6 protein-coding genes and 2 pseudogenes are annotated in these 13,439 nt (G+C 67.5%); 4 read left to right on the top strand and 4 right to left on the bottom strand.

All coding sequences use genetic code 11. The annotated features are described in order from the left end of the window. The first annotated feature begins 26 nt into the window (after positions 1–26). Together pgl and gndA are read left to right on the top strand one after the other, a co-directional pair. Positions 27–827: a 6-phosphogluconolactonase gene (pgl, locus tag F6S87_RS01630; protein WP_163226925.1), complete on the top strand. Its 801-nt coding sequence runs from the start codon at positions 27–29 to the stop codon at positions 825–827. Positions 828–1,008: 181 nt separating this feature from the next. Next, positions 1,009–2,463 carry an NADP-dependent phosphogluconate dehydrogenase gene (gene gndA, locus F6S87_RS01635; RefSeq protein WP_163226926.1) on the top strand — a complete coding sequence of 485 codons (1,455 nt, stop codon included), beginning with the start codon at positions 1,009–1,011 and terminating at the stop codon, positions 2,461–2,463. Between the two features lie 102 nt (positions 2,464–2,565). Here gndA and F6S87_RS01640 read toward each other — a convergent pair whose 3' ends face one another. Continuing rightward, complete coding sequence (locus F6S87_RS01640) at positions 2,566–3,213, bottom strand: Type 1 glutamine amidotransferase-like domain-containing protein (protein ID WP_163226927.1); 648 nt, start codon at positions 3,211–3,213, stop codon at positions 2,566–2,568. Positions 3,214–3,509: 296 nt separating this feature from the next. Between F6S87_RS01640 and brnQ the strand changes: the two are divergent. Next, a pseudogene (brnQ, locus tag F6S87_RS01645) lies at positions 3,510–4,883 on the top strand (branched-chain amino acid transport system II carrier protein); the annotation flags it as partial. A 467-nt stretch (positions 4,884–5,350) separates the two neighbouring features. Here the strand turns inward: brnQ and F6S87_RS01655 are convergent. Further along, positions 5,351–8,352, bottom strand: a pseudogene (locus F6S87_RS01655) (heavy metal translocating P-type ATPase). Between the two features lie 327 nt (positions 8,353–8,679). Here F6S87_RS01655 and F6S87_RS01660 point away from each other — a divergent pair. After that, a complete protein-coding gene (locus F6S87_RS01660; protein WP_163226929.1) occupies positions 8,680–9,561 on the top strand; it encodes an SDR family NAD(P)-dependent oxidoreductase in 882 nt (293 codons plus the stop codon). Between the two features lie 73 nt (positions 9,562–9,634). Here the strand turns inward: F6S87_RS01660 and F6S87_RS01665 are convergent, their stop codons facing one another. Next, a complete protein-coding gene (locus F6S87_RS01665; protein ID WP_456236800.1) occupies positions 9,635–11,719 on the bottom strand; it encodes a DEAD/DEAH box helicase in 2,085 nt (694 codons plus the stop codon). A 141-nt stretch (positions 11,720–11,860) separates the two neighbouring features. After that, entirely contained in the window at positions 11,861–13,225 is a 1,365-nt protein-coding gene (locus F6S87_RS01670; protein WP_163226930.1) for a uracil-xanthine permease family protein, read from the bottom strand. Positions 13,226–13,439 lie beyond the last annotated feature (214 nt).

Consider the following 13,439-nt stretch of genomic DNA (forward strand, 5'->3'; position numbering starts at 1 on the left):
TGGTAACTAAGAAGGGAACGTCATCGATGACTGCCCACCGACGGATTATCGCCTACCCCACTCCCGAACTGATGGCCGACGCCGTCGCCGAGCGCACGCTGCTCACGCTGAGCGGCCTGCTCGCCGAGCCCGGCCGCGACCGCGTCGACATCGCCGTGACCGGCGGCACCGACGGCACGGCCATCCTGCGGGCGATCGCCGGCAGCGAACTGCTCGACATCGTCGACTGGTCGCATGTGCACGTGTGGTGGGGCGACGAGCGGTTCGTCGCCGCCGACAGTCCCGAACGCAACGCCGTCGGCGCCCGCGAGGCGCTGCTCGACGGGCTCGTCGAGGCCGGACGGATGACGGAAGCGCAGATCCACGAGATGCCGGCCGACCGGCGTCCGGCAAGCGCCGTCGCCGCCGCGTCGGCCGACGAGAACGCCGAGGCACTCGCCGCGGCCGCCGCCGACTACCAGCGCGAACTGGTCGCCGAGCTCGGCGACCGTCCGTCGCTCGACATCGCGATGTTCGGCCTGGGTCCCGACGGCCATTTCGCGTCGCTGTTCCCCGACCTGCCGCAGGTGACGATGGACGATCCGTCCGTCCTCGTGACTGGCGTGGCCGATTCGCCGAAGCTGCCGCCGCTGCGGCTGACGTTCACTGTGCCGATGATCGCGAACAGCGAGCGCACGTGGATCTGCGCATCGCGCGAGAAGAAGGCCGACGCCGTCGCCGTCACGTTCCTCGGCCACGCCGACCCTCACGCCCCCGCCTCGTTCGCCGCCGCCCGCACCGACCTCCTCTGGCTCACCGACCGCGCCGCCGCCTCGCTGGTGTGCTGAATCTTTTGGATGTCACAAAACCCGAGCTACAGGCTCGAGTTTTGTGACATCTGTCCAAGTTGAGCGACGTCGTCGCAAGATTTGCCGCCGGGGAGGTTTGGGGTCGGGCTAGACTGGAAAACGATTGAAACCGTACGATTCCCGGCCTCCCTGTCAGGCCGGATGTCTGGAGGCTACAAGCATGACTGCTGAAGCAAATGTCGGCGTCGTCGGACTCGCTGCGATGGGCGCGTCCCTGTCGCGCAATCTCGCCCGCCACGGCTACAAGGTCGCCGTCTACAACCGCACCTACGCGCGCACCGAGAACTTCATGAAGAACTACGCGTCCGAAGGCGAGTTCTTCCCGTCGAAGACAGTCAGGGAGTTCGTCGATTCGCTCGAGAAGCCGCGCGTCGCGATCATCATGGTCAAGGCCGGCCAGCCGACCGACGACGTCATCGAGGAGCTCGCCGCCGTCATGGACAAGGGCGACATCATCGTCGACGCCGGCAACGCGTACTTCAAGGACACGATGCGCCGCGAGAAGGCGATGGCCGCCCGCGGCATCCACTTCGTCGGCTGCGGCGTCTCCGGCGGCGAGGAAGGCGCGCTGCTCGGCCCGTCGATGATGCCCGGTGGCTCCGACGAGTCGTGGGAACGCCTCAAGCCGATGTTCGAGGCGATCGCCGCGAAGGCTTCCGACGGCACGCCGTGCGTGGCCCACATCGGCCCGAACGGCGCCGGCCACTTCGTCAAGATGGTGCACAACGGCATCGAGTACGCCGACATGCAGCTCATCGCCGAAAGCTACGACCTGATGCGCCGCGGCCTGAAGATGACGCCAGCCGAGATCGGCGACGTCTTCGAGCAGTGGAACAAGACCGACCTGGACTCCTACCTCGTCGAGATCACGGCCGAGGTGCTGCACAAGGTCGACGACAAGACCGGCATGCCGCTCGTCGACGTCATCGTCGACCACGCCGGCATGAAGGGCACCGGCACGTGGACCGTCCAGACGGCGCTGTCGCTCGAGGTGCCGGTCACCGGCATCGCCGAGGCCGTCTTCGCCCGCGGCCTGTCCGGCCAGACCGAGCTGCGCGAGAAGGCGCAGGCCGATCCGTTCGACGGCCCTGACCCGAAGTTCGACGTCGACGACGAGCAGCGCGACGACTTCATCGAGCACATCCGCAAGGCGCTGTACGCCTCCAAGATCGTCGCCTACGCGCAGGGCTTCAACGAGATCGCCGCCGCCGGCAAGCACTACGGCTGGGACATCGACATGGCCGAGGTCGCCCGCATCTGGCGCGCCGGTTGCATCATCCGCGCAAAGTTCCTCGACCGCATCTCCGAGGCGTTCGAGTCCGGCACCGCCGACATCTCGCTGTTGTTCGCCCCGTACTTCAAGTCCGGCATCCAGGAAGACGAGCCGTCGTGGCGCGCCGTCGTCGAGCAGGCCGTCCGCCACGGCATCCCGTGCCCGGTCTTCTCGTCGTCGCTCGCCTACTTCGACGGCCTGCGCTCGAAGCGCCTGCCCGCCTCGCTGATCCAGGGCCAGCGCGACCTGTTCGGCGCGCACACTTACCAGCGCGTCGACGAGCCGGGCGTCTTCCACACGCTGTGGACCGAACCGGGCAAGCCGGAAATCAAGGAGAAGTAAGGTCCTTCGGTTTCCCGCCAATCCTGGACAAGTGGCCGTCCGTCCTCCCCGGAGGACGGACGGCCACTTGTTTTCGCTCGCGGCAGGAAGCGGCAGAATCGTTCAGAACCAGCGGTCGGTCAGCGAGGCCAGGACGGACGGATGCGTCTCGACGTGCATGCGGTCGCCGAGCACGACGACGGCCTGGTCGTTGCGCAGCGGGACGAGCATGGCAGAGGCGGCGCCGGTCTGGCAGATGACGGCCGCGTTGACGCCGAGCAGCTTCGAGTCGACATGCGGCACGATCGCGCAGTCGACGAGATCCAGTCCCCTCGTGCTGAACAGCGACGGCGCCGCCGACGAGCTGTCCATCTCGCCGATGTAGCCAATGTCGGGTCCGCAGATCACCGAACCGGCCGATTCGCCGACATACGGCACGCCGTCGAGCACGCGCTCGCGGATCAGCCGGTCGGCGCCGCTGTGACGCAGTTGCTCGAGCAGGTAGAACGTGTTGCCGCCGCAAACGTAGAACAGGTCGGCGTGCTCGAGCGTGTTGACGAGCTCGGCTTCGGGCGCCGTCGAGACGTCGATCATCTTGACGCCGAGACCGAGCGCGCGCAGCCAGTAGCGCATCGCGCGATTCGCCACGCCATAGGGCTCGGCATAGCTTGCCGTCGAGATGAACGCGCAGCGCTTGCCGCGCAAGTCGCCGAGCAGCCGCTTCATGACCGGCACCACCGCAAGGAACGACGCCCCGAGTATCAGCGTCATCTTCGAACGTTCCATCGCGCCTCGATTGTTCGTGTCCGTATTCATCATTCGTTGCCGTTGTGTTGCCGCCATCCTAGGACAGCTTGTCTGGGAATTGTCCGAAAACATGGCGGCTGGCTGTCCGGACTGAATCGCCAGGGATGCCAAAACGCTTCATCCGCGGTAGAGTAGACAGGTTCACCCAGAAGAGAAATTTGAGTCCCGAACGAGTCCAGTGAGAGGGCGGAGCCGACCGAGAGAACGGCGCCGCGGCGACCGTCCGGCCACCCAGTCGAGTCCAGAACCGGAGTCCGACCATGAGCGATTCCCCACGCCCAGACCACACCGAACAGCAGGAGGAAGCCACGACGACGCGGCGAACCCACCTCAATCCCCGCCAGCGAGCAGTCGTCGCCGTCACGTTCTTCTCGATGTTCTTTGGCGCCGGCAACCTGATCTTCCCGCCGTACGTCGGCGCCCTGGCCGGCAGCGCGTCGGTCGGCGCGCTCGTCGGCTTCATCATCTCGGCCGTCGGCCTGCCGATCCTCGGCGTCGTCGCCGTCACGTTCGCCGGCGGCTTCAGGAACCTCGCCGGCCGCGTCTCGAGGGGCTTCGCGACGGTGCTCGGCATCGCGATCATCCTGACGATCGGCCCGCTGTTCGCCATCCCGCGCACGGCCTCGACGTCGTTCGAGATGATGGTCTCGCCGTTCATCCCGTCATCGGCGCACGGCGTGGCGCAGCTGGTCTACTCGCTCGTGTTCTTCGCGCTGGCGTTCGTCGTCGCCCAGAAGCCGGAGAAGCTCTCGAAGGTCCTCGGCCGCGTCATGGGCCCGATCCTGCTGCTGATGATTCTCGTGCTGTTCGTCATCTGCCTGTTCATCCACCACCCGTCGTTCGGCACGCCGTCCGGCGAGTTCTCGACGAACCAGTTCGCGGAAGGCTTCCTCAACGGCTACCAGACGATGGACCTGCTGGCGGGCCTGTACTTCGGCATCGTCATCTCGGCGAACGTGCGCGATCTCGGCGTCAGGAAGACGAAGCAGAACCGCCAGGAGACGGCCACGGCCGGCCTGTTCACCGGCATCATGCTCGTCGTCGTCTACGCCGTGCTCGGCTTCATCGGCATGGTGTCCGGCTCGATCACGCCGATCGACGGCGACACCGACACCGGCGCCACCGTCCTGACCAACCTCTCCACGCACGCGCTCGGCTCGGTCGGAACCGTCTTCATCGGCATCGTCTTCGTCATCGCCTGCTTCAACGTTTGCACCGGCCTGATCTCGACGGCCAGCTCGTTCTTCCACGACAACTATCCGACCGTGTTCAAGAAGCCGGTCAGCTACCGCGTGTGGTCGGCGATCTTCACCGTCGTCGCGTTCGTCATCGCCAATGCCGGCCTGTCGACGATCATCAAGATCGCGACGCCGATCCTCGAGGCGCTCTATCCGATCGCGATCGTCCTCGTCGTGCTCGCGCTGCTGCACAAGAGGTTCGCCGGCAAGCACCGTCACATCTACTTCTGGACGATCCTGTTCACGGCCGTCGACTCGATCGCGGCCGGCATCGTCGACATGGTGCACCTGTTCGGCGGCAGCATCGACTGGCTCGAGCAGCTCGTCTACCTGTCCCCCGGCGCCTCGATGTCGCTCGGCTGGATCCTGCCGGCATTCGTCGGCGGCGTCATCGGCTTCGACATCTCGATGTTCCATACGAACTGGAAGAGGGACGAGGTCGATCCGGACGAACTCGACGGCTCCGAGGAGGCCGAACTGGCCCGGCTCGAGCTCGATGATCCGGAACTCGCGGCCGAACGTCGCGCGGAAATCGAGCAGGAAAAGGCCGCGAAGGCGAAGCTCGAGGCCGAGGAACTCCAGTCCGGCGTCGGCCCCGACGGCAAGAAGCTCTCGCACAAGAAGATGAAGGAGCTCAGGAAGACGGAAGCGCGGCGCGAGGCCCGCGACGCCAAGCGCGAGCGCGCCGCCGAGCGCAAGGCCGCCCAGGACGCGCCGTCCGTCATCGCCTCCGGCACGTCGGTCGCCGAGCAGGTCGCCCTCGCCCAGGCCGCCCGCAAGCGCGCCGAGGACGGCGAGGAATAATATCCGCACATGCAAAATGGCCCCCTCCGGAGAGGGGGCCATTTTGTCATATATGCCAGTCAGTGGTTCGAGTTTGAATCGTGACGGGCGAGCTTCTGCGGGTCGTCGCAGTACTTGGCCGGATTGGCGTCGAATTCGGCGGCCGTGGCCAGGCTGCTGAAGTGGAACGTGCCGCCTTCGTACTGACGCTCGGCGGCGGCCGTTTCCGACGTGACTTCCTCGCCGTTGACCGGATCGATCTCCGGGACACCCTCGACGCTCTTGCGCTCCTTCATGGCGGTTCCTTTCCCTGGTTTCCGTCGGCGGAGTGCCGCAGCATCCCCTGCGCGGCCCGTCCGTCCGGCGGTCATTTGCCGATATTCGACGGCGTCGCGCGACGCCGCCTGACATGAACAGGCTTAGCATGGTCGGGCCGGAACGAGTGGAGCCTGTTTGCGTTAAGCACAACGGACAGTGACGAGAACGCCATCGCGGCGCCGGCGATCATCGGGCTGAGCAGGACGCCCCACAGCGGGTAGAGCACGCCGGCGGCGATCGGGATGCCGAGGCCGTTGTACCCGAGCGCGAAGCCGAGGTTGCCGTGGATGTTGCGCATCGTCTTCGCCGACAGGTCGACGGCCGTGACGATGCCGAGCGGATCGCCGTTCATCAGCGTGACGTCGGCCGACTCGATCGCGACGTCGGTGCCGGTGCCCATCGCGATGCCGACGTCGGCGCGCGCGAGCGCCGGCGCGTCGTTGATGCCGTCGCCGACCATCGCGACGGTGCGGCCGGCGCCCTGCAGTTCGGCGATCACGTGTTCCTTGTCGTCGGGGCGCACGTCGGCGAAGACGGTGTCGATGCCGGTGCTGTCGGCGATCGCCCGCGCCGTCGTCTCGTGGTCGCCGGTGAGCATGACGACGTCGATGCCGCGGGCCCTGAGCGCCGCCACGGCCGTCGCCGACGTCGGGCGGACGATGTCGGCGATGCCGAGGACGGCGCGGACCGCGCCGTCGACATGCAGCGCGACCGGCGTCCAGCCGTGCCGGGCCATCTCGCGCGCCGGGGCTTCGGGAGCGTCGTTGTCGAGGACGACGTCATGGGTCACGCCGTCCACGCCGCGGACGCTCGCCGTCACGCCGTGGCCGGGGCGGCTCGCGAAGCCGAGGACGCCGGGCAGCTCGAGTCCCCTGCCGGCCGCGGCGGCGTCGACGGCCCGGGCCAGCGGATGTTCGGAGCGCGATTCGGCGGCGGCGGCCAGCGCCAGCAAACCGTCGTCGATGCGCTCGGCCCATTCGGCCCAGCCGCCGTCGCCGTCGTCGACGAGCATCGCGACGAGCGTCGGTTCGCCGGCCGTCACGGTGCCGGTCTTGTCGAGGACGACGGTGTCGACGCGGGCGAGCGTCTCGAGCGCCGTCGCCGAGCGGAACAGCACGCCGTACTGGGCGCCCTTGCCGGTCGCGATCGTGATCGACAGCGGCGTGGCCAGGCCGAGCGCGCACGGGCAGGCGATGACGAGGACGCTGATCGCGCAGACGAGGCCGTACAGGCCCTGCGGCTGCACGCCCGTCAGCCACCAGACGACGAACGTCCAGATCGCGACGAGGATGACGGCCGGCACGAAGACGGCGGCCACGCGGTCGGCGATGCGCTGGATCGGCGCCTTCGACGCCTGGGCGCTCTTCACGAGCGCGACGATCTGCGCGAGAACGGTGTCGGCGCCGATGCGGGTGGCGCAGTACGTGAACGATCCGGTCGTGTTGACGGTCGCGCCGGTCACGGCGTCGCCGACGGTCTTCGTCACCGGCATCGACTCGCCGGTCACCATCGATTCGTCGACGGCCGACGTACCGTCCGTCACGACGCCGTCGACCGGCAGCCGGTCGCCCGGCAGGATCCTGATCGTGTCGCCGACGCGGACGTCGGCGGTCGGCACTTCGATGACATGTTCGGCTGCGTGGCCGTCGTCGCCGGCGGCGTCATGGATGACGATTCGCGCCGTATCCGGCGTCAGCCCGACAAGCGCGCGGATCGCCGCGCCGGTGCCGGCGCGGGCCTTCGCCTCGAGCAGCTGGCCGAGGATCATCAGCGTGAGAATCGTGCCGACGGCCTCGAAATAGGGTTCGCGCGATCCTTCCGGCAAGAGCGTGGGCCAGACGGTGACGACGGTGCTGAAGCCGAACGCCGCGACGGTGCCGAGCGTGACGAGCGAGTTCATGTCCGGCGAGCGGTGCGCGAGCGCGAGCCAGCCGGTGCGGTGGATCGGCCAGCCGCAGTAGAACATCACCGGCAGCGTCAGCACCAGCTGGAACCAGCCGCCGGTCACCCATGCCGGCAACGTGTCGGCGAACCAGCGGCCGACCGGCGGGATCATCGGCAGCATCGCGACGCACAGCAGCGGCACCGTGAAGACGATGGCGACGATCAGGCGGGTCCTCAGCGAAGCGATCTCGTCGAGGCGCGACTGTTCGTCGGCGTCGGCGTCCGCGGCGATGTCGGCGGCTGCGCCGGATTGGCGACCTTGCGCTTCGTGGTCCATGTGGCAGTGGCCGGCATCGTCCATGTGATCCATGTGGTCCATGTGCTTCATGTGGTCCATGTGGTCCATGGGTTCCATCTGGTCATGGCCCGTGTGACTCGTGTGGTCCGTCGGGGGCGCGGCCGGCGCGATGGCGCGCGAATCGTCGCCGTCGTTTCCGCTGTCGCCGTCGCCGACGACGTGCAGCGAGCCGTGCAGCATGTTCATGCCGCATGCGAACGGATAGTCGCCAGGAGCGAGCGGCGGCAGGTCGAGCGTCGTCGTCCTGTTTTCGGGCAGCGCGAGGTCGACGCCGAGGTCGGCGAAGACGACGTGCGACGAGCACTCCCCTCCCTCGCGCCGGTCGAATTCGAGCCGTACCGGCTGGCCGGCGGCGACCTGCGTGACGGCGGGACTGTAGCCGCCCTGGACGACGATGTGCGCGACCTGGCGTCCGCCCTGGCCGACCGTCGCCTCGACGGCGCGGCGCGGCGCGAACACGTACCAGGCGAGCAGTCCGGTGAGCGCGACGGCGACGAGGACGACGCCGACAGTCGAAATCATGATCGTGGTTCCCTTCTCCCGTGCGCCGTGCCGCCGGTTGTCAACCGGTGGCACGGCGCGGACGATACGCCTTCTTCCGAAGGCCGGTGTCTGCGCCAAACGGGAATGGCGGGGATTATTCCGGCAGCCAACACGATGCGGACGCTTTCCGCGACGGGCGCAGCGACCGTTGCAACGAAACGGCTCCGTTTGTCTGTCGACGAGCCGATGCCGGCTTCCGCTTGTCCGGCGTGGCGGCGCCCCGCGATCCGGTTCCTCACTGTCGGAATAGCGCCGGCGAACCGCCTACGATGGAAGAGGATATTTCGAGCAAGGAAAGGGTGTGCGATGGGATACACACTGATTACCGGGGCGTCGAGCGGCATCGGCCGGGCGCTGGCGCTGACGTGCGCGCAGGAAGGCCAGGACCTCGTCATCACGGCGCGCGACGAGGCGCGGCTGCGGCAGCTCAAGACCGAAGTGGAAACGAAGATGAAGGTGAAGGTCCAGGTCGTCGTCGCCGACCTGAGCAAGCCGGACGGTCCGAAGACGCTGCACGACTTCACGGCCGGCAACAACCTCGACGTCGACATCCTGATCAACAACGCCGGCTTCTCCGACTGGACACGCTACATGGAGGCGAACTGGGCGAAGACCGACGCGATGATGCAGGTCAACATGCACGCCGTCGCCGAACTGTCCTACCTGTACGGCCGCGACATGGTGGCCGCCGGCAGGGGCCGCATCCTCAACATCTCGTCGCTCGCGTCGACGATGCCCGGACCGTACATGGCGATGTACTTCGCGACGAAGGCGTTCGTCCGCTCGCTCGGGACGGCGCTGTCCTACGAGCTGCGCGGCACCGGCGTCACCGTCACGACGGTGTGCCCGGGCCCGGTGACGACCGGCTTCGCGAAGGCCGCGAACATGCACGGCAAGAACTTCTACACGATGGTCAAGCCGGCGACGGCCCAGCAGGTCGCGCAGTTCGCGTTCAACAAGATGATGACCGGCCGGTCGCTCGCCTACCAGGGCTGGTTCGCCAAGCTCGGCGCGTTCGGCGCGCGCCTGGCACCGACCTGCCTCGCCGCGCACATCGCCGCCGTCATGAACGGCGGCGATCCGGACCGCGCCGACCTGTCGGACGATTCGTCCGCCACGCCGGCCGCGAAGTCCTGCGGCTGCCCGGTCAGGAAGACGATCGCCAGGCTGGCGAACAAGGCCGCCTGACCCGCCACATTTTCCCCGTTGATGTCACAAACCCGAGCTGCAAGGCTCGGGTTTGTGACATCAACGGGGAAAATCAGTGTCGACGGTTTTTCTTGCCGACGGCAGAGCGGAACGGGTTGGCGTTCTTCTTCGCGTTATGGCGGCTCTGGTGCTTGACATGGGCGCTCGTCGAGCCCTTCGCGCCGTTCTTCGTCTTGCGGGGACGGTCCTTGCCGAACTGGCCGTGCGCCTGCTGGCGGCGTTCGTGACGCTTCGCGTCCTCGCCGCGCAGGTCCTCGCGCACGACGTTCTCGTCGCGGTGGATGCGCTTGCCGCCGTTGCCGGCCTTCCTGGTGCCGTTGCCGGCCGACTTGCCCGGCTTCCAGTCGCCGCGCTTGCCCTTGCGGCCCGAGCCGTCGAAGCGGTCGTCGCCGTAGGCCCACGCCTCCTCGCGGCGACGGCGCGCGGCTTCCTTCTTCTCGGCGATGCGGTCGGCGCGGCGCTCCTCGGCGCGGGCCGCCTCGCGCTCCTGGCGGCGTTCGTACGCCTCGACGTGGCGCTGGTTCTCGGCGCCGAGGGCGCTGTCCAGGCTGAAGCCGGCCGCGGAACCCTGTTCCTGCTGCTTCGCGAGCTTCGCGGCCTTGCGGGCGCGGGCCTGCTCGGGCGAATCGCTGCGCTTTTTCTTCTTCTTGCGGTCGTGCGACGAACCGGTGCGCTCGTCGAGGCCGCCGCGCGAGTTGCCGCGGCGTTCGGCGCGGTTGCCGCCACGTCCGCCGTTACGGCCATTGCGTCCGCCGCGACCGTTCTTGCCGCGGCCGCCGGCCGGCTGCGTCTTGTCGAGGTTCCAGCCGAAGACCGGTTCGGCGACCTCGCCGACGAGTTCCATGACGAGCGGATCGTCGAGCGTGACCTTGACCGGCTTCCAGTCGATGCCGGCCTGTTTCACGAGATGCTTCACGTAGCGGCGCTGGTCCGTCGTCATGATCGTGACGACGTCGCCGGACTTGCCGGCGCGGGCCGTGCGGCCAGAACGGTGCAGGAACGACTTCGAGTCCTCCGGCGGATCGACCTGGACGACGAGGCCGACGTTGCTGACATCGATGCCGCGCGCCGCGACGTCGGTGGCGACGAGCACGTTGACGTCGCCTTCCTCGAACGCGGCGAGGTTGCGGTCGCGCTGGTTCTGCGACAGGTTGCCGTGCAGTTCGGCGGCCGGGATGCCGGCCTGCGTCAGCGTCTTGGCGAGCTTCTTGGCCTGGAACTTGGTCCTGGTGAACAGGATGCGGCGTCCGGCGCCGCTGGCGAGCAGCTTGACGAGGGCCGGCTTGTCGTTGCGGGAGATCTCGAAGACGTGGTGCGTCATCGAGTCGACGGCGGAGGTCGCCTCGTCGACCGAATGGACCTTCGGGTCCTCGAGGAACTGCCTGACGAGGCCGTCGACGCCGTGGTCGAGCGTGGCGGAGAACAGCATGTGCTGGGCGCCGTCGGAAATCTGCGACAGGATGCGCTTGATCGGCGGCAGGAAGCCCATGTCGGCCATCTCGTCGGCCTCGTCGAGGACGACGATCCTGACGTCGGACAGCGTCAGCTGGCCCTGCTCGACGAGATCCTCGAGGCGGCCCGGGCAGGCGACGACGATGTCGGCGCCGGCCCTGAGGTCGTTGATCTGGCGCTGGTAGCGCACGCCGCCGTAGACCGTCGTCGTCTCGATGCCGTAGATCGCGGCGATCGGCGCGAGGACGTCGTTGATCTGGTTGGCCAGCTCGCGGGTCGGGGCCATGATCAGGCCGCGCGGATGCGGCTGGAAGCCCTTCTCCATGCGCTCCTCGCGGTGGCGCTGCTGGACCTGGCGCACGCCCTTGCGGAACTGGCTCATCGTTGTCTCGTCGTCGAAGTCGACCTCGCCGAGGCGGGCGACCATCGGGATCGCGAACGCGAGCGTCTTGCCGGAGCCGGTGCGGCCGCGGCCGAGCACGTCGCGGCCGGCGAGCGAGTCGGGCAGCGTGTCGGCCTGGATCGGGAACGCCGTCTTCTTGCCGTCCGCGTCGAGCACGCGGACGATCGGGCCGGGCACGCCGAGTTCGGCGAACATCGGGGCCGGGGCGTCGTCATCGTCGGAAGAATCGTTCACAATAATGTCGTCGACGATCATGTCGTCATCGGAAGTGAGTTCGGGCACAGTGGCCTTTCATTGGAAGTCTATGGAAAATACGCGCGGTTGCCGCGCAAAACTCCCCCAGTGTACGCCGAACCGTCTACTTTTCCCAATGAAAAGGCTCCCCCGGAGGGGAGCCTTTCGTTCGCGGGCGCGCCGGCGGACTCAGCTTTCCTCGACGAGTTCCTCCTCGGCGAACTCGCGGGCGCGGTTCGGCAGCGGATCCTCGATCGGCTCGTCGACGATCTCGCGGTAGCCGCCCTTCGGAATCGTGCCGGTCAGGCGACCGAGGGCCTTGAGGCCGTGGTAGATGACGAGCACGGCGAGCGTGCCGAGGGCGATGCCGTTGAACTGGACGTCGCCGGCGGCGAACGTGAAGTCGGCGATGCCGACGACCATGACGACGGCGGCCGTCATCATGTTGAGCGGCTTGCCGAAGTCGACCTTGTTGTCGACCCAGATCTGCACGCCGATCATGCCGATCATGCCGTACAGCAGCGTCGTGACGCCGCCGAGCACGCCGGCCGGCACCGAGTTGACGACCTCGCCGAACTTCGGGCACAGGCTCAGCAGGAACGCGAAGCCGGCGGCGCACCAGTAGGCGGCCGTCGAGTAGACCTTCGTTGCGGCCATGACGCCGATGTTCTCGCCGTAGGTCGTCGTGCCGGAGCCTCCGCCGAAGCCGGCGACCGTCGTGCCGAGGCCGTCGGCGATCAGCGCCGTGCCGACCTGGTCGTCGTAGTCGCGGCCGGTCATCTGGGCGACGGACTTGACGTGGCCGACGTTCTCGGCGACGAGGACGAGGACGACCGGCAGGAACATCGGCAGCACCGAGAAGTCGACCTGCGGCGTATGGAAGGCGGGCAGGCCCACCCAGCTCGCCGACTCGACGGCGGAGAAGTCGACCTGGCCGCGGGCGACGGCGTAGAAGTAGCCGACGAGCACGCCGAGCAGGATGTTGAGACGTCCGATCATGCCCTTGAAGACCATGCCGATGAGCAGCACGGCGACGAGCGTGATGACGGCGGTGTCAGGAGCGGCCTGGAAGTTGTTCCACGCGCTCGGCGCGAGGTTGAAGCCGATGATCGCGACGATGGCGCCGTTGACGACCGGCGGCATGATGCGGTCGACCCAGACGGCGCCGGCGTAGTGGACGATGACGCCGATCAGCGCGAGCAGCAGGCCGGTGCACATGATGCCGAACGAGGCGACGGCAATGCCCTTGCCGGACGCGTAGACGGCCGCGATCGGCGCAATGAAGCCGAAAGAAGACCCCAAATATGAAGGAAGCACGTTCTTGTTGATCAACAGGAACAGTGCCGTGGAGAAAGCCGTGAAGAAAAGAGTGGTGGACGGGTCGAACCCGGTCAGGATCGGCACGAGGAACGTCGCGCCGAACATCGCGACGACGTGCTGGCAGCCGATGCCGGCGGTTCGTCCCCAGCTGAGCCGCTCGTCGGGCTCGACGACCTCGCCCGGCCCCAGCGTCTTGCCGTCGCCGTGGGTCTTCCATGCAAACAGATTGGACATCATCCCTCCAGGATTTGCCTTTGGTTTCTCTCGCGGCAAAACCCGGGGACTCCCGCGCCTTACCTCGCCAATTGTAACGGGGGCATCGTTTCGAGGGTGGCGTGCGTTCGCTTTTCATCTCGAATATTGGCACGATTCGCGCGCCGGCGGTCCGGTAAACCGATTGATCAGCGAGTCGGATGTGAGCTAGATCACAGACAATCGCGCTCCCGGC

Source organism: Bifidobacterium choloepi (assembly GCF_010667615.1).
GTDB classification, from domain to species: domain Bacteria; phylum Actinomycetota; class Actinomycetes; order Actinomycetales; family Bifidobacteriaceae; genus Bifidobacterium; species Bifidobacterium choloepi.